At 41.9% G+C, this 17490-nt stretch carries 13 protein-coding genes; 6 read left to right on the forward strand and 7 right to left on the reverse strand.

What is annotated here, in order from left to right; genetic code table 11:
- Positions 1 to 70: 70 nt before the first annotated feature.
- Positions 71 to 982: a DNA-binding transcriptional regulator OxyR gene (gene oxyR / locus CIK00_RS06395; RefSeq protein ID WP_101768075.1), complete on the reverse strand. Its 912-nt coding sequence runs from the start codon at positions 980 to 982 to the stop codon at positions 71 to 73.
- A gap of 159 nt (positions 983 to 1141) precedes the next feature.
- Between oxyR and CIK00_RS06400 the strand changes: the two genes are divergently transcribed.
- Positions 1142 to 1870, forward strand: a complete 729-nt coding sequence (locus CIK00_RS06400) for a glutathione peroxidase (protein ID WP_101768076.1) — start codon at positions 1142 to 1144, stop codon at positions 1868 to 1870.
- Between the two features lie 90 nt (positions 1871 to 1960).
- Here the strand turns inward: CIK00_RS06400 and argH are convergent, their stop codons facing one another.
- The 4 genes from argH to argC all read right to left on the reverse strand — a co-directional run bounded on the left by argH (position 1961) and on the right by argC (position 7079).
- The gene (gene argH, locus CIK00_RS06405; RefSeq protein ID WP_101768077.1) at positions 1961 to 3838 is read right to left on the reverse strand and encodes an argininosuccinate lyase; all 1878 of its coding nucleotides are present in this window, start codon (positions 3836 to 3838) and stop codon (positions 1961 to 1963) included.
- A 98-nt stretch (positions 3839 to 3936) separates the two neighbouring features.
- Positions 3937 to 5142 carry an argininosuccinate synthase gene (locus tag CIK00_RS06410; RefSeq protein ID WP_101768078.1) on the reverse strand — a complete coding sequence of 402 codons (1206 nt, stop codon included), beginning with the start codon at positions 5140 to 5142 and terminating at the stop codon, positions 3937 to 3939.
- A gap of 118 nt (positions 5143 to 5260) precedes the next feature.
- On the reverse strand, positions 5261 to 6055 hold the full coding sequence (gene argB, locus CIK00_RS06415) for an acetylglutamate kinase (protein ID WP_101768079.1): 795 nt from the start codon (positions 6053 to 6055) through the stop codon (positions 5261 to 5263).
- A gap of 10 nt (positions 6056 to 6065) precedes the next feature.
- Positions 6066 to 7079, reverse strand: a complete 1014-nt coding sequence (gene argC, locus CIK00_RS06420; RefSeq protein ID WP_101768080.1) for an N-acetyl-gamma-glutamyl-phosphate reductase — start codon at positions 7077 to 7079, stop codon at positions 6066 to 6068.
- A 627-nt stretch (positions 7080 to 7706) separates the two neighbouring features.
- Between argC and ppc the strand changes: the two genes are divergently transcribed.
- Complete coding sequence (gene ppc, locus CIK00_RS06425) at positions 7707 to 10337, forward strand: phosphoenolpyruvate carboxylase (RefSeq protein WP_101768081.1); 2631 nt, start codon at positions 7707 to 7709, stop codon at positions 10335 to 10337.
- 411 nt (positions 10338 to 10748) lie between these two features.
- Positions 10749 to 11315 carry a PadR family transcriptional regulator gene (locus tag CIK00_RS06430; protein ID WP_101768082.1) on the forward strand — a complete coding sequence of 189 codons (567 nt, stop codon included), beginning with the start codon at positions 10749 to 10751 and terminating at the stop codon, positions 11313 to 11315.
- Between the two features lie 242 nt (positions 11316 to 11557).
- Here CIK00_RS06430 and CIK00_RS06435 read toward each other — a convergent pair whose 3' ends face one another.
- Positions 11558 to 12724, reverse strand: a complete 1167-nt coding sequence (locus CIK00_RS06435) for an O-succinylhomoserine (thiol)-lyase (protein WP_101768083.1) — start codon at positions 12722 to 12724, stop codon at positions 11558 to 11560.
- 306 nt (positions 12725 to 13030) lie between these two features.
- On the opposite strand from CIK00_RS06435, the gene metJ reads away from it, so the two are divergent.
- On the forward strand, positions 13031 to 13348 hold the full coding sequence (metJ, locus tag CIK00_RS06440) for a met regulon transcriptional regulator MetJ (RefSeq protein WP_101768084.1): 318 nt from the start codon (positions 13031 to 13033) through the stop codon (positions 13346 to 13348).
- A 120-nt stretch (positions 13349 to 13468) separates the two neighbouring features.
- Here metJ and rpmE read toward each other — a convergent pair whose 3' ends face one another.
- Positions 13469 to 13681, reverse strand: coding sequence for a 50S ribosomal protein L31 (gene rpmE, locus CIK00_RS06445; protein WP_101768085.1), 213 nt, complete (start codon positions 13679 to 13681; stop codon positions 13469 to 13471).
- 268 nt (positions 13682 to 13949) lie between these two features.
- Here rpmE and priA point away from each other — a divergent pair, with 268 nt between their 5' ends.
- Together priA and cytR are read left to right on the forward strand one after the other, a co-directional pair.
- Positions 13950 to 16151 carry a primosomal protein N' gene (priA, locus tag CIK00_RS06450; protein WP_101768086.1) on the forward strand — a complete coding sequence of 734 codons (2202 nt, stop codon included), beginning with the start codon at positions 13950 to 13952 and terminating at the stop codon, positions 16149 to 16151.
- A 181-nt stretch (positions 16152 to 16332) separates the two neighbouring features.
- Positions 16333 to 17358: a DNA-binding transcriptional regulator CytR gene (cytR, locus tag CIK00_RS06455; protein WP_265576736.1), complete on the forward strand. Its 1026-nt coding sequence runs from the start codon at positions 16333 to 16335 to the stop codon at positions 17356 to 17358.
- The last annotated feature ends 132 nt before the right edge of the window (positions 17359 to 17490 follow it).

The raw sequence follows: 17490 nt of genomic DNA on the forward strand, positions 1-17490 counted from the left end.
CCGCAATCAAAAAGAGCGCCAATAGGCGCTCTTTTTTTATCTAAAATATTAATTAGCAATCATGAATATTTTATTTTTGAACGTGTTTCTCGAAAATATCAGGCATTTTAGATTTGATGGTCTCAGCTAATTTTTCATAGCGTGATTTAAGCGGTGAGCCAGGACGGTAGGCTAACGTAATCAACCGAGTTGGTTGCGGATGCTCTGCAGCAATATAACAAACGCCATCACGACAATGTTCTTTAGGTGTTGCTAACTGCGGTAGCAAAGTAATACCGCTTCCTGCAGCAACCATGTTACGTAACGTTTCAAGACTGGTGGCTTTAAAACGACCATCATCACGCGCCCCTGCGGCAAAACAGAAACCCAATGCTTGATTACGCAAACAGTGCCCATCTTCTAACATCAGCAAGGTTTCACCATGTAAACGTGACATATCAATTTCTTTCTCTTGTGCCCATTGGTGAGTTTCAGGCACAGCAAGCATCATTGGCTCATCATACAATGGCAACTCAATAAAAGGTTCGCTCTCTTTGACTGATGCTAAAATCATGCAGTCGAGCTTACCTTCTTCAAGTTGCTGTACCAACTGATGAGTTTGAGCTTCATGTAAAAAGAGTTCTAGCTCAGGGAACGCTTCTTTAAGCGTTGGAATGATTTGCGGTAATAAATATGGACCGACGGTTGGAATAAAGCCAATATGTAACGGACCGGCCATGCTTTCTCCTTGTAAACTAGCAAGTTCGGTCAATATTTTGACCTCAAGCAACACTTTTTGAGCTTGAGCGACTAGACTCAATCCCGCATCGGTAAAAAGTACGCGACGACTGGTTCGTTCTAACAACGATACCCCTAGTTCATCTTCTAATTTACGAATTTGACCACTTAGGGTTGGCTGACTGACGTAACATGCTTCAGCGGCTTTACGGAAATGCTTATGTTCAGATAGGGCGACAAGGTACTCAAGATCTCGAATATTCATTAGCTAGGGCTACCGATAGGAATTAACTATTAAAACCATAGCAGTAAACGATTAGAACTATCAAGAGTAAAATCGCATAATTACTTCATCAATATGGAGACCATATTAACGAAGCTCCGATTGCATTAAATTAATTTATATTTTTTAAGGAATCACATTATGTTCGCATCTAAAGAAGGTCAGCCAGTACCTCAAGTTACTTTCCACACTCGTAAGGGTGATCAATGGATTGACGTAACAACTAATGAGTTATTTGCTAATAAAACTGTGGTTGTATTTAGCCTACCCGGCGCATTTACACCAACATGTTCTTCTAGCCACCTACCTCGCTACAACGAGTTAGCTTCAGTGTTTACTGATAATGGCGTTGACGACATTCTATGTGTATCGGTTAACGATACGTTCGTAATGAATGCATGGAAAGCAGATCAAGAAGCAACAAACATCACCTTTATTCCTGATGGTAACGGTGAGTTCACTAACGGCATGGGCATGTTAGTTGAAAAAGATGACCTAGGTTTTGGTGCACGTTCATGGCGTTACAGCATGCTAGTTAAAAATGGCATCGTTGAGAAAATGTTTGTTGAAAATGAAGAACCAGGCGACCCGTTCAAAGTTTCTGACGCAGACACTATGCTGAGCTACATTGCACCAAAACAAAAACTACAAGAATCAATCACTGTATTCTCTAAGCCCGGTTGTCCTTTCTGTGTTAAAGCAAAACAGAATCTGATCGACAAAGGTCTACAGTATGAAGAAATCATTCTAGGTAAAGATGCGACAACCGTTTCTTTACGTGCAATTACTGGCCGTAGTACTGTTCCTCAAGTATTCATTGGTGGTAAGCACATTGGCGGTAGCGAAGAGTTAGAAATCTTCTTAGGCTAATACCACCGTTAAACCGTTAGCAAGAAGCCCTCCTTTCACATTGAAATGAGGGCTTCCTCATGTTAATAAGCGAATTTTTATTATAATGAATTAAGCAACATTCACCGTTTGAATGTGTTGAGCTTTATCGAGCAAAACGTCTAAAGCCACTTCATCACACGCATGCTGACGAAGACAACGCTCGCAATCTTTCATTACCTTCTCAGGCAACAATGTTTTTGACGTCGGCGTAAAACCACGTTTCATAAAAAACTCAGGCACTCGGGTTAACACAAATACTTTTTTAATCGCCATTTGTGTCGCTTTATCCAGCAAATGTTCAACAATGGCTTTACCCTGCCCTTGTTGTTGCCAACCCGCTTCAACCCCTAAAGATCGTATTTCAGCCAGCCCTGAATCATAAACATACAGAGATGCACATCCTGTAACCACCCCGTGATTTTCAGCCACAGCAAATGAACCAATATCACGCACTAACTCATTACGATTACGTGGTAAGTTCTCACCCAACCCCGCCCAATACACCACCATGCCTTCGATAGCATCAAGATCAGTGAGTCGTGCGCCTCGTACTTTAACATTAGGCGAATAACGTTTATCAAGCCGCCTTTCCGCTTGACCAATGGCATAATCAACTTGATTTGGCGCAACACCACCTAAAGCACACCGTTTATCTAAACATGATTCAATGGTCAGAATCGAATAAACATCATTTTCAATTACTGTTGAAAATTGTTTCATCTCCTCAAGAGAGAGTTCTTCTAACGCGCACCCTTTCGCAATTGCAGCGACAACTGCAACCCCAACAATATGGTGAGCTTCACGAAAAGGAATGCCTTTTGCCACTAAATAATCGGCTAACTCGGTCGCATTTGAATAACCTTGCATCGCCGCTTCTAAAGTACGATCTTGATTAATCTTGATCCCTTCAAAACATAATGCAGCCATTTCCATACAATCATGCCAGCTATCTAACGCATCAAATAGCCCTTCTTTGTCTTCTTGCATGTCTTTGTTATAAGCCAGCGGTAATGCCTTAACCGTCATCATCATCGCCGCCATCGCACCATACACACGGCCACATTTACCACGAATCAATTCGAGGGCATCCGGATTTTTCTTTTGCGGCATCAATGATGAGCCAGACGTCACCGCATCATCAAGTTCAATGAAATTGGATTCGCCAGAGTTATAAAAAATTAAATCTTCTGCCATTCGAGATAAATGCAGCATTGAAATCGATGCGGTAGACAATAATTCCATCACATGATCACGATCAGACACCGAATCAAGACTATTACGGGTTGCTCGCTGAAAGCCAAGGTTATGCGCTAACACTTCACGATCTATCGGATAAGCGGTTCCTGCCAGCGCCCCAGAACCTAATGGACAGGTATCAAGTCGCGTCATGGCATCGTCCAATCGTGAATGATCACGCTCTAGCATTTCCACATAGGCTAAACACCAATGGGCAAAGGTGACAGGTTGCGCCCGTTGCAAATGAGTATATCCAGGTAGCACGGTTGCTTGATGCTGGCGCGCGACAGTAACTAACTGTTGCTGTAATTTATCCAGCATCAACAATAATTGTTGCCCTTGCTGACGGCACCACAGTTTAAGATCTGTTGCCACCTGATCATTACGCGAACGACCCGTGTGCAATTTTTTACCCAAATCCCCGACCTTAGCAATCAACTGATGTTCCACCCAGCTGTGAATATCTTCAGCATCAGAAGCAAGGATTTGCTCAGGATCTTCCATTACCGCTAATTTGAGTTCATTAAGTGCCAATTCAAGCTGTTGTTGCTCTGTTTCCGTTAACACATTCACTTGGCGTAGGGCTTTTGACCAAGCTATTGAACCGACAATATCTTGCTCTGCGAGTCGATAGTCAAAACGCAACGAATCATTAAATTGTTTAAATCTGATGTCAGCTGCCTGACTAAACCGCCCTCCCCATAATGCCATGGTGAATCTCCTTATTCTGTCCAACGAAATAATATTGAGAAGCTTACGCTGCAACGAATATCATCGTCGCTCTAGCGTAAGCTACAATCTTGAATTAATTATTTTTGACTGTTAAGCGCACGAATGCGGCTTGCCAAAGAATACAAACGAATAAAACCACCAGCATGGCTATGATCATAAACATCATCTTCACCAAACGTTGCAAACTCTTCAGAGTACAAACTATTGAGTGAACGCTTTTGAGTAACGGTCGCTTGCCCCTTATAAAGTTGAATCACCACTTCACCCGTCACATCTTGTGCCAGCGTATTCGCCGCGGCTAACAACGATTGACACAATGGTGTAAACCAACGGCCATCATAAATAAGGTGTGATGCTTTAAGCCCAATGGTTTGACGGAACTCAAACGATTCTTTATCAAGCACTAATTGCTCAACCGCACGCAGTGCTTCCATCATGATGGTGCCACCCGGAGTTTCATAGCAACCACGCGATTTAATTCCTACGAGACGGTTCTCAACAATATCAATCCGTCCAATACCGTGTTCTATGCCTTTACCATTCAGATAATGAAGCGCGTTATACGGTGTCATCGGCTTACCATCTACGGCGACCACTTCACCTTTTTCAACGAGCACCGATACCGTTTCAGCTACATCAGGCGCTTGCTGTGGATCTTTAGTCCACACCCAACATAATTCATTAGGTGCATTCCACGTATTTTCAAGCACGCCACCTTCAGTGGAAACATGCCATGCATTAGCATCACGTGAATAAATTTTTTCTAACGATGCGGTACAAGGAATATTACGTTCAGCCAAATAATCAAGCAGTGCTTCACGACTACGTAAATTCCACTCACGCCATGGCGCAATCACGGTCAGTTGTGGTGCAAGAGCAGCAAACGCTCCTTCAAAACGGACCTGATCATTACCTTTCCCCGTACAGCCATGACACAACGCATCAGCACCAATTTCTAATGCACACTCTACTTGCGCCTTAGCAATAATCGGACGCGCCATTGAGGTGCCTAGTAAATATTTACCTTCGTAAATTGCCCCAGTTTTAAGGGATGGATAAATATAATCTTTTACCATCTCTTCTTTTAAATCAGCGATGTAACATGCAGAGGCACCAGAGGCGATGGCTTTTTCTTCAATACCAACCAACTCTTCTTCACCTTGACCAACATCTGCCACAAATGCGACCACTTCACAATCATAGTTTTCTTTTAACCATGGAATAATGGCTGAAGTATCTAAACCACCTGAATAGGCCAATACCACTTTATTAATTTTACTCATCTGCTGCTCTCCTTTTCAGCCTTGTCGCGGTCATCCCGTTCAGGCACTATTTTCAAAAAATATTAATTCGTCGTCATAAATCAAGTCATCTAAATCAAGTCATCTAAATCAATGCTGTTTAATCACCCGCTGATGACAACGTAAATCGAGTCCCAATACTGTCGCCCGCTAATAAATCATTGAGCTTGTCGGGATAACGCCAACTGGCGACTTCAATCGAACGCCCTAGTGCTTTAGCCGCTGTAAATGCCGCGCGCACTTTCACAATCATGCCATCGGTGATCACCGCTTGAGCAATTAACGCTTCCGCCTCAGATTCCGTTAGCTGCTTAATTAAATTACCTTTACCGTCAAGCACTCCCGTCACATCGGACAATAATACCAATTCACCACCAACAGCCGCAGCGACCGCGACCGCCGCTTGATCGGCATTAACATTCATCATTTCACCCCTATCATTAAGCCCAATAGAACTAATGATTGGCACAAAACCTAACTGCATAATTTGACCCACTAAAGCACCGTTATTAGGCTCAGCATGACCGACAGCACCAAGTTCTGGATCTAATTGACTAACCGTACATAAACCGCCATCAGCTAAACTTAGTCCTACCGCAGCCACTCCCGCTTTAACGGCTTGCCCTTGCAGCATTTTATTAGCCGTGCCCGCTAGCGCGCCAGTAATCAAACCAATTTGATCGCTTGGCGTAACCCGTAATCCTTGTTTTTTAACAGTTGGTAACTGCAATTTTTTCATAAGTTCATCAACGAGATAGCCACCACCATGAACAAATAAGATTGGACGCTGTGAACGGGATTGGTAAGCATTGATGGTTGAAAATAATCGTTCTAAGGTGAGATTACATTCCAGTGCAGCACCACCCAATTTAATCACTAAAGGGACTTGATTCATTGTGTTACTCCTACACCAATGCGGTTAACTGAGGAAAGCCATTGCGAATATTTATGCATTGAACTGCTTGTGATGACGCCCCTTTCAATAAATTATCAATCGCGGCGGTTAAAATAATATGCTCACCTTGCACCTGCCAGCCGATATCACAAAAACAACTACCAACAACATCATCAAGTTTGGCGGTCTTATTTTTAAGCAAACGTACCGCATGCTGATCTGCTGCATTTAAATACGCAGATTCCATTGCGGCAGTCACCTCATCAGCGGTTACACCAATGGCTAATTTAGCGGTAATGGTAGCTAAAATACCGCGTTTAAAATTCCCGAGATGAGGCGTAAAAATAATATCGCAATTAAGATGATGGGCAATTTCAGGCTGGTGTCGATGCGTAAATAAGCCATAAGCCTGTAAGCTCACTTCACAAAAACTATTGGTCATTCTCGCTTTACGACCTGCACCCGACACACCACTAACCGCATTAATCACCGGCCATTGATCGCAATCAAGTAGACCTGCAACGAGCAATGGTTTTAACGCTAATTGAGCGGCGGTGGGATAACACCCAGGAACGGCAACTAACTGAGCTTGACGAATTTGATCATGATTCCATTCAGCTAAACCATAAACAGCATTCTCTAACCACTCATCATATTTGTGTTCAAAGTTATAATATTGACGATAAAAATCATCAGCTTTAACTCTAAACGCCCCTGATAAGTCAAACACCTGACACCCCAAATTAAGAAATTCAGCCGCAATATCATGGCTCACTTCATGGGCGGTTGCTAACAACACAATATCAATGTTTGCCGCAGCTGTTTTAATATCCGTTAGCGGCTGCAACGGTAAATCAACCACATCTCTTAACTGACCATGCAACGCACTCAATGGCTTTCCTGCATCAAGACTGGTGGCTGAAACGTACAAACCGCAAAGCGTTAACTGCGGATGACGATTCACTATTTTTGCCAGTTCTGCGCCGGTATAGCCACTGGCGCCAATAATAATCGTGTTTAACATCGCTAATTCCATATCGTAGTCGTGTTATCGAACCGTAATCAAATAATTGGATCTATGGCATAGGTAAATATAATTGTCATAACGGCTAACGGAGGTGTGCTGTAAACAGCAAATAAAGGGCACGTAAAAGCGCCTAAGGCAAAAGACTTAGCGTCGTCGAAGGGAGATAAAGAGAGATGTGTAGATTGAGTCCATGATAATAACTTCCTGCATAAACAATTAACCCTGAGCGTTCCATTGCTCAAAGACAAATAAATAGTCGTAACCATTTATTCATAAATTTGAATTAATATGTTTACTGGTTAAATTACATACTGTCAATAGTATAACGATAAAAAAATATATTTTATTAGCTTTTGATTAACCTTTACGACATTAAATAATAACAGAGATAATTATTCATATGGCCGTTTTTTGCTCTATCTCATTAATAATGAACAGAAATGTGGGCTATCACAGGCTAGAATGAAACAAAATTACAAAATTCAATCAAGATTATGACCAAAATCAATATCAATAGTTTTTATTAGCTATAAATACAATCTCTGTTGACCTGTCACTAACTTCACGGCTAGATTGTGGGTAAAGGTTAAATTGGATGTAATAAAATTACGGAATGGATACTATATGAACGAGAAATACAGTGCGTTAACAAGTAATGTCAGTATGCTTGGCCATTTACTGGGCAATACGATCAAAACAGCCTGCGGTGATGAACTTTTAGAAAAAGTGGAAACTATCCGCAAACTTTCGAAATCGGCTGGTACTGGTAATCAAGATGATCGTGAAAAACTGATTGCTGAATTACAAAACCTACCCGATAACCAATTACTTCCTGTAGCTCGAGCTTTTAGTCAATTCCTTAATCTCACCAATATTGCAGAGCAATACCATACTATTTCACGTCAACGTGAAACGACATTATGTAGCCCAGATGCTCTCGATGAATTATTTACTAAATTAGTGCAGCATGATGTTAACCCTGCAGATTCTTTAGTGGCGATTAATGAATTAAATATCGATTTAGTGCTAACCGCTCACCCAACTGAAATTGCACGTCGTACCATGATCCATAAATTGGTACAGATTAATAAATGTTTATCACAATTAGAGCTAAGTGAATTATCAACCGCTGAACGTGCACGTGTTGAACAACGATTAGAACAACTGATTGCTCAAGCATGGTACTCCGATGTTATTCGCCAGCAACGCCCAACCCCACTTGATGAAGCAAAATGGGGCTATGCGGTTGTTGAAAATTCATTGTGGCAAGCGGTACCAGAATTTGTACGTCTGTTTGATGAGAAACTACAACAACATTTAGATAAAAAATTACCATTAGATGCCGCGCCAGTAACCTTCTCATCATGGATGGGCGGAGATCGCGACGGTAATCCATTTGTAACGTCTGATGTTACCCATGAAGTTTTACGTCTTTCACGCTGGAAAGCTGCAGAGCTTTACCTTGGTGACGTGCAAGAATTGATCAATGAATTATCAATGATTCAGTGTAATGATGAAGTGCGTGAACTTGCAGGTGAAGAACACGAACCTTACCGTGCAATTCTAAAACAACTACGTACCAAACTGATTATTACTCGCGATAGTTTAGAAGCACAAATCAACGGTAGCGCTCCCCTTTCTAAGCACATTATTAATGATGTTGCTGAGCTATGGGATCCACTGTTTGCGTGTTACCAGTCATTACATCAATGTGGTATGGCGATCATTGCTGATGGCTTACTACTTGATTCACTACGCCGTATAAAATGTTTTGGTGTTCATCTGGTTAAACTGGATATTCGTCAAGAAAGTACTCGCCATGAAAATGTTATTTCAGAGCTAACGCGTCATATTGGTCTAGGTGATTACAGTCAGTGGTGTGAACAAGATAAGATCGCATTCTTAGTTCGTGAATTATCGTCTAAACGACCATTAATACCACGAAAGTGGGAACCATCAGCTGACGTTCAAGAAGTGCTAGAAACCTGTAAAGCGATTGCAGAACAACCGCGTGAAGCGTTAGGTGCTTATGTGATTTCAATGGCACGTACAGCCTCTGATGTACTAGCCGTGCACCTATTATTACAAGAAGCAGGTTGCCCGTTCCGCATGGATGTGTGTCCATTATTTGAAACACTTGAAGACTTAAATAATGGTGCTGATATTATTGAGCAACTGCTTAATATTGACTGGTACCGTGGCTTTATTCAAAACCATCAAATGGTAATGATTGGCTATTCTGATTCAGCCAAAGATGCCGGTGTCATGTCAGCGGGCTGGGCACAATACAGTGCGATGGAAAAACTGGTTGATGTCTGTGAAAAAGCAGAAGTTGAAATTACCTTATTCCATGGTCGTGGCGGTAGTATTGGTCGTGGCGGTGCACCAGCACATGCGGCGTTGTTATCTCAACCACCACGCAGCCTAAAAGGCGGCTTACGCGTAACAGAACAAGGTGAGATGATTCGCTTTAAGCTTGGGCTACCTGAAGTAGCGATTAACAGCCTCAGCCTTTACGCGAGCGCAACGTTAGAAGCTAACTTACTGCCGCCGCCAGCACCGAAACAAGAATGGCGTCAGATTATGGACCAACTTTCTAATGTTTCATGTGACGCGTACCGTAATATAGTCCGTAACACACCTGAGTTTATTCCTTATTTCCGCGCCGCAACGCCAGAATCTGAACTGGGTAAATTACCGCTAGGCTCTCGTCCTGCAAAACGTAATCCTAATGGTGGCGTTGAAAGCCTACGTGCTATTCCATGGATTTTTGCTTGGAGTCAAAACCGCCTCTTATTACCAGCATGGTTAGGCGCGGGTGAAGCGATTCAACATTCAATTGATAATGGTGATACCGCACAACTAGAAGAAATGTGTCGCGAATGGCCGTTTTTCTCAACCCGATTAGGTATGCTGGAAATGGTATACAGTAAAACTAATCTTGGCATTACTGAATACTATGACCAACGCTTAACTGATGAAGCCTTATGGCCTTTAGGTAAGCAATTACGCTCACAATTACAGCAAGACATTAAAACAGTCTTAACCGTTGAAAATAATGATCACTTAATGCAACAAGATCCGTGGGGTGCTGAATCTATTCGCTTACGGAATATTTATGTTGAGCCACTTAATATGCTGCAGGCAGAATTACTTTACCGTACTCGCCAACAGAAAGAGTTACCAACAGAGCTCGAAGAAGCATTAATGATTACTATTGCCGGCATTGCAACCGGCATGCGAAACACAGGTTAATCGACTAATCACACGAAAAAGGCTATCTTCGGATAGCCTTTTTTTTTGACTATTATTTATAATTTTGTTAAATAATATAGCTAAGTCTCAATTTTGATACAGCACTACATTGCTTATAAAGACTAAGATATAAAAGTATCAATATGATTAAAGATGAATATATTTCAATCAAATTATTATTTTTTTAGTACTAAATCAACTTGGCTATTGTTTACAAGATAATAAATTGAAACGCCTCAGTAACAGATAATTGAACTAGAAGTATCGATATTGAGCCAATTAATGATATTCTATGCGACCGCAATTAGGCAGTGCAATAGCACGATTATAAATTAAAAACGTCATTTGAAGCGTTATGTAATCTAAGCCCTATTGTGTTTTTTTATTTTATATATTTAACGGATAGAAGAGATGTCACTACCACATGTAATTTTAACAGTGCTTAGCACTCGAGAAGCAACTGGTTACGATATAACCAAAGAATTTTCACACAGTATCGGTTATTTTTGGAAAGCGAGCCACCAGCAGGTGTATCGTGAACTCAATAAAATGGCAATGAACGATCAAGTAACTTGTCGTCTTGAACCTCAAGATGGCAAACCTGATCGTAAAGTGTATTCAATTACCGATCTTGGTCATCAGGCGTTATTTGAGTGGTTCCAAGAGCCAGCTCGTAATCCCACTACTCGCGATGAGTTTTCTGCAAAGCTACTGATTTGTGGTGTCCACAATTCATTGCCAATGCAGCAGCAACTTGAAGCTTTAATTGATGAATCACACATTTTGATAAGTCATTATCAAGAGCTAGAGAACATTCATTTTGGTGATTACAAAAACATGGATCGTCAGCAACGTCTCGACCGTTTAACCTTGCGCCGTGGTCTTCATAACCGCCAAGCTTGGATATTATGGGCTGAAGAAGTATTAACTGAACTTAAAGATATGGACAGTGAAGGTAGTGCAGTCGCTATCAACTAAGTTTATATCCAACAAAAAAGCCGCAGTTCAAACTGCGGCTTTTTTATTACAAACATTTCATGCCAACGCTATCAACTACAGCATTGTCACTCACCTGCTAATATCAGATATTAACCCCCCTACCATCACATCCTATTTAGCGCCTGAATCACTAATGGATTCTCGCGATACCACGAGCTTTCAATCGCAAAAACACGCAAATCAACTACTACCAAATTTATGTCACTGGCGGTGTTTTTTTATCAACAGATCGCCTCGGCAGCAGCAAATGCTTGCATAAGATCGGCCATTAAATCACGAGGATCTTCTAAGCCAACTGATAACCGCAATAAAGAAGTTGAAATCCCTGCCGCTCGCTGTTCGTCATCAGTCATTGCGCGATGGGTCATCGATGCAGGATGAGCAATTAAACTCTCAGTTCCCCCTAATGATTCGGCTAACGAAAACAATTGTAGCGTTTTAACAAACAATTCCAGTTGTTGATAACTTCCTGCGAATTCAAAACTCATCATCGAACCAAAACCACGTTGCTGACGCTTAGCAATTTCATGCCCGGCATGAGTCGGTAAACTTGGATGATAAATGGTGCCAACCAAAGGTTGTTGCTGTAAATAAACCAATACTGCCGCACCATTTTCTTCATGCATCCGCATTCTTGGTGCTAATGTGCGTAATCCACGTAACGTCAAATACGCATCAAAGGGTGCCCCCGTTGCACCAATACAATTGGCCCACCAACTTAGATTTTCAGCCGCAGCTTGGTCTTTAGCAATGAGAACACCCCCGACAACATCAGAGTGGCCATTAATATATTTAGTGGTTGAATGCACCACAAAATCAGCGCCAAGCGATAATGGCTGTTGTAATAATGGTGATAGGAAGGTGTTATCAACCGCAACTTGGCAACCAACCGTCTGTGCTTGTTGGCAGATCGCTTTAATATCGATGACACGCACTAAAGGGTTAGAGGGGGTTTCAAGCCATAACAAGGTTGGTTTTTGTGCGAACGCCGCCGCTAAGGCCTCTGGATCAGACTGATCAATAAACAGCACCTTAAAATCGCCTTTCTGCGCGCGAGTATTAAATAAACGGTAACTGCCACCATAACAATCATGGGGAGCAATTAATAAATCATCATGCCCCAAAAGCGCTGAGACCAATAAATTCATCGCAGCAGTACCGCAACTAGTCACTACCCCACCCGCACCGCCTTCCATGTCACTCAAGGCATCAGCCAATGTATTTCGGGTCGGATTACCTGAACGGGAATAATCATATTGAGGTAACTCACCTAAAGCGGGAAAACTATAGGTTGAAGTTAAATAAATGGGCGGAACAATTGCATTGTATTGTGAATCAACATCAATACCAGTGCGAACCGCAATGGTCGCAAGCTGCTTATCACTCATAATAACGTTCCTTGTTATAAGGGGGTGAACCCTGTAAATAAATAATGATGGCTGTTAACAACCTTAACCACATCAAAATAAGACGTCAACACATCTGGACGCCTATATGTCTTTGCTTATAGCAGTAAATCCCGCTAAAATTCAATAATTGAAAAAATAGTCGTGATCTAGTAACTGTTATATACCACGGTAGAGGACAAACTAGCGATGTTCACGTAATATCGCCGCCTATCATGACTATGTACTAACAACCGTCATCGCGACATTGTTATCATCATTAATTAAACATCGCTGAGAAGGTAAAACATGGCAAAGTGGAATGGCGAATATATTAGCCCTTATGCAGAACACGGTAAGAAAAATGAACAAGTAAAAAAAATTACAGTGTCTATTCCATTAAAGGTTCTCAAAATTCTTACTGATGAACGTACTCGCCGTCAGGTCAATAACCTGCGCCACGCTACCAACAGTGAACTACTCTGTGAAGCTTTCTTACATGCCTATACAGGCCAACCGTTACCTACAGATGATGATATCCGTAAAGATCACCCTGACGATATTCCCGCAGAAGCAAAGTTATTGATGGATGCGATGGGTATCACTTACGAAGACATTAATGAATAACATGTACATGAGATAGCAAAAAACCAGCATGACTGCTGGTTTTTTTACATCTGACAAATTTAAGCGATAAAAAAAGGGATGCTTGCGCATCCCTTTTTTGTAAATTCAGCTGGCAAATAATTACTTGCTAGCAAGCGCGCCAAAACGCTTGTTGAATTTGTCCACACGACCGCCAGAGCTAACTTGACGTTGCTTACCAGTGTAGAATGGGTGACACTTATCGCATACATCAAGGCTGATGTCTTTACTCATAGTAGAGTTAAATTCGAAAGTGTTACCGCAAGAACAACGTGCGTTTACTGTTTTGTATTCTGGGTGGATACCTTGTTTCATGGGGAAACCTCAAGTTAAGGCCGTGTCGCTCTCCCGATCCAAAGCCGGGCACCACACGTGATTAATAAAATAGTCTGCCGTAAATTTACGACAAATCAAGCGGCGTATAGTAATCAATCGTTATCAATAGATCAACTCAGACGCTGTTTTTTTATCACTCTTTGTAGCAATCACTAAAACAGTAATTAATGATTGCTACATAGCAGCACTTATTCCATATCACGCGATCTGTTATTATTTAGTACAAGTTCAATCAAAGCGATAAAATATGAACCCCCTAATAGCGCGCGTTGCTTTACCTATCCCACTCGACAAAGTTTTTGATTATTTAATCAAACCTAACACCACCCCAGTTATCGGTGGACGCGTGCTAGTGCCTTTTGGTCGCCAACGATTAGTCGGGATTGTAATTGCTATCGGTAATGATTCTGATTTTCCTGTTCAACAGTTAAAACCGATTCAACAAGTCTTAGATAGCCAACCTTTATGGCAACCCGCTCTCTTTGAGTTATTAAAATGGGCCAGTCGTTATTATCAATATCCATTAGGGGATACTCTAGCCAATGCGATGCCCGCTTTATTACGTAAAGGTCGAGAGGCGTCAACCGCACCGCTAAAATACTGGCAGCTTACCGAAGCGGGTCGTGATCAGCCGCTAAATGGTTTAAAGCGCGCCCCTAAGCAAGCTCAAATTCTAAATCTATTACGTCATGGTCCACTCAGTCACGAAAGCTTACTCACTCATGACGTTAATAGTGCGACCTTAAAAGCTGTCGTACAAAAAGGCTGGATAATCGAACAACAGCAGCAACCAAAACAACATCAATGGCAGCCGAAGTTTGCGATCACAGAACAAAAACCACGTTTAAACGAAGAGCAAGCGTTAGCCATTGCCACCGTTAACAGTAATCCAGATTTTGGATGTTATCTATTAGATGGCGTCACGGGATCAGGAAAAACTGAAGTGTATCTTAATCTACTTGAACCCATTTTAACTGCGGGTAAACAAGCGCTTATTTTAGTCCCAGAGATAGGCTTAACCCCACAAACTATTAACCGCTTTAAGCGCCGTTTTAATGTGCCATTAGAAACCGTACACTCAGGTCTAAATGATAGTGAACGCATGACGGCATGGCTTGCTGGGCGAGATAATCAAGCAGGGATCATTATTGGTACCCGTTCAGCACTATTTACCCCGTTTGCGAACCTCGGGATTATTATTGTTGATGAAGAACATGATGCGTCATATAAACAACAAGATAGCTTACGTTACCATGCCCGTGATCTGGCGGTAATGCGTGCCAATAAAGAAAACATTCCAATCATCTTAGGCTCCGCAACCCCTGCACTTGAAACCTTACATAACGCTCAAACAGGTAAATATCATTATCTAACCCTTTCAAAACGTGCCGGAAATGCTAGCGCTGCTCGTCATGGCGTTATTGATGTCAAAGGTTTATATCTAAATGCAGGATTATCAGCGCCGCTGATCGCAGAAATGCGTAAAAACCTCAATGCGGGTAACCAAGTGATGTTGTTTCTTAATCGACGTGGTTTTTCACCTGCAATGATGTGCCATGAATGTGGTTGGATCGCAGAATGTGATCGTTGTGATGCGTACTATACCCTTCACCAACAATCGGGGGAATTACGCTGCCATCATTGTGCGACTCAAAGACCAATAATGCACCAATGCCTACAATGTGGATCAACGCAATTATCACCAGTGGGTGTCGGTACCGAGCAACTTGAAGCACAACTAGCAGAGCTATTTCCTGAATTTAAAACTGTACGTATTGATAGAGATAGTACCCGTCGTAAAGGGTCACTCGAAAACTATTTAGAAGCGATTAAAAACAACGAATATCAAATTTTAATCGGCACCCAAATGTTAGCAAAAGGACACCATTTTCCTGATGTTACTTTAGTCGCATTAATTGATGTTGATAGCGCATTATTCAGTAATGATTTTCGAGCCTCTGAGCGACTAGCACAACTGTTTATTCAGGTTGCAGGTCGAGCTGGACGTGCCAGTAAACCAGGTTCAGTATTATTACAAACCCATCATCCTGAGCATCAATTGCTACAATCATTACTGCATAAAGGTTATGGCGTTTTTTCTCAAACAGCATTAACTGAACGCCGCCAAGCATTACTGCCACCCTTTACTCATTTAGTGCTACTTCGCGCTGAAGCTAATGACAGTGATTTAGTGTGTCAATTCTTACAACAAATTCGCGCAATTTTTGAAGCGAGCCCAGTTTATGATCAAGATTGTTGTGTCTTAGGCCCTAATCCCGCCCCGCTTGCTCGACGTGCAGGACGATTCCGATGGCAATTAATTTTACAAACGCCTAATCGAAATAAACTTCAACAAATGCTCAGTATTGCCAAGCCAGCGATCCAATTATTACCGCTTGCTAAAAAAATTCGATGGTCAATTGATGTCGAACCACAAGATTTAACTTAAACTAGACAATGCGATGCAGTTCACATAGCGAATGTAATTTATGCTATTGAAAGCAAGTTTCAACTTATGCATCCATTCTACAATATGCTCATGAATTGACTTTTTTCAGTCAGTTACAATTAGTTGACAAATATATTTGAATATTTTCAGTATCAACCCGTCAACTGTAAACTAGAAAAATATAGCAAAAGAGGAAAGCACTATGGCGACAATGAAGGACGTTGCCCAGCTAGCCGGGGTATCAACCGCGACGGTTTCGCGCGCACTAATGAACCCGGAAAAAGTATCGGCATCAACAAGGAAAAAAGTTGAGCAAGCCGTAATGGAAGCTGGATATTCACCAAACTCACTGGCACGTAACCTACGCCGCAATGAATCGAAAACCATTGTGACCATTGTTCCGGATATCTGTGATCCTTATTTCACTGAGATTATTCGTGGCATTGAAGAAGCAGCGATGGAAAATGGTTATTTAGTGTTACTCGGTGACAGCGGCCAACAACAACGTCGGGAAAACTCATTTGCGAATTTAGTGTTTACTAAGCAAGCTGATGGTATGTTGTTATTAGGTAATAATTTACCCTTTGACGTCAGTAAACCTGAACAAAAAAATCTACCACCATTAGTCATGGCGTGTGAATATGCGCCAGAGCTTGAATTACCTACGGTGCACATTGATAACTTAACCGCAGCCTTTGATGCGGTGAATTACCTCACCCAAATGGGCCATAAACGCATCGCCCAAATTACTGGCCCTGATAAAGCAGCCCTGTCGCAGTTCCGCCAGCAAGGTTATCAGCAAGCTCTCCGTCGTGCCGGCATTACCTTAAACCCTGCCTACACCATTAAAGGTGACTTCAGCTTTGCCGCAGGAGCACGGGCGATTACTGCGCTACTAGCTTTACCTGAACCGCCAACCGCATTATTTTGTCATTCTGATGTAATGGCTATCGGCGCAATGCAACAAGCCAAACGTCTTGGTTTACGTGTACCGCATGATATGTCTATTGTCGGTTTTGATGATATTCAATTTGCAGAATATTGCGATCCACCTTTAACGACGGTTTCACAGCCTCGTTATGAGATCGGCCGTCAAGCCATGATAATGCTACTTGAATTGCTCAAAGGTAAAGATGTTCAGGCAGGTTCACGTTTATTGGATGCAAAACTGGTTATTCGTGAAAGTGCTGCGCCACCAAGTCGCTAATTGATTTCCCCCATATTCGGCGCGTTACCGTACCAAGATCATAAAACCGATCATCTTTGTCGTAATATGGGGTTAATTATCAGTGAAACCGCGATAATAACTGGTCAGGATCAATCCAACTTTGTAACATAG

The sequence above is a fragment of the Photobacterium carnosum genome, from assembly GCF_002849605.1.
Classification (GTDB): Bacteria; Pseudomonadota; Gammaproteobacteria; order Enterobacterales; family Vibrionaceae; genus Photobacterium; species Photobacterium carnosum.

Bases quoted from the DNA above. Each gene is read 5' to 3' on its own strand.
- oxyR (WP_101768075.1), bottom strand. From the start codon at position 982: ATGAATATTCGAGATCTTGAGTACCTTGTCGCCCTATCTGAACATAAG.
- CIK00_RS06400 (WP_101768076.1), top strand. From the start codon at position 1,142: ATGTTCGCATCTAAAGAAGGTCAGCCAGTACCTCAAGTTACTTTCCAC.
- argH (WP_101768077.1), bottom strand. From the start codon at position 3,838: ATGGCATTATGGGGAGGGCGGTTTAGTCAGGCAGCTGACATCAGATTT.
- CIK00_RS06410 (WP_101768078.1), bottom strand. From the start codon at position 5,142: ATGAGTAAAATTAATAAAGTGGTATTGGCCTATTCAGGTGGTTTAGAT.
- argB (WP_101768079.1), bottom strand. From the start codon at position 6,055: ATGAATCAAGTCCCTTTAGTGATTAAATTGGGTGGTGCTGCACTGGAA.
- argC (WP_101768080.1), bottom strand. From the start codon at position 7,079: ATGTTAAACACGATTATTATTGGCGCCAGTGGCTATACCGGCGCAGAA.
- ppc (WP_101768081.1), top strand. From the start codon at position 7,707: ATGAACGAGAAATACAGTGCGTTAACAAGTAATGTCAGTATGCTTGGC.
- CIK00_RS06430 (WP_101768082.1), top strand. From the start codon at position 10,749: ATGTCACTACCACATGTAATTTTAACAGTGCTTAGCACTCGAGAAGCA.
- CIK00_RS06435 (WP_101768083.1), bottom strand. From the start codon at position 12,724: ATGAGTGATAAGCAGCTTGCGACCATTGCGGTTCGCACTGGTATTGAT.
- metJ (WP_101768084.1), top strand. From the start codon at position 13,031: ATGGCAAAGTGGAATGGCGAATATATTAGCCCTTATGCAGAACACGGT.
- rpmE (WP_101768085.1), bottom strand. From the start codon at position 13,681: ATGAAACAAGGTATCCACCCAGAATACAAAACAGTAAACGCACGTTGT.
- priA (WP_101768086.1), top strand. From the start codon at position 13,950: ATGAACCCCCTAATAGCGCGCGTTGCTTTACCTATCCCACTCGACAAA.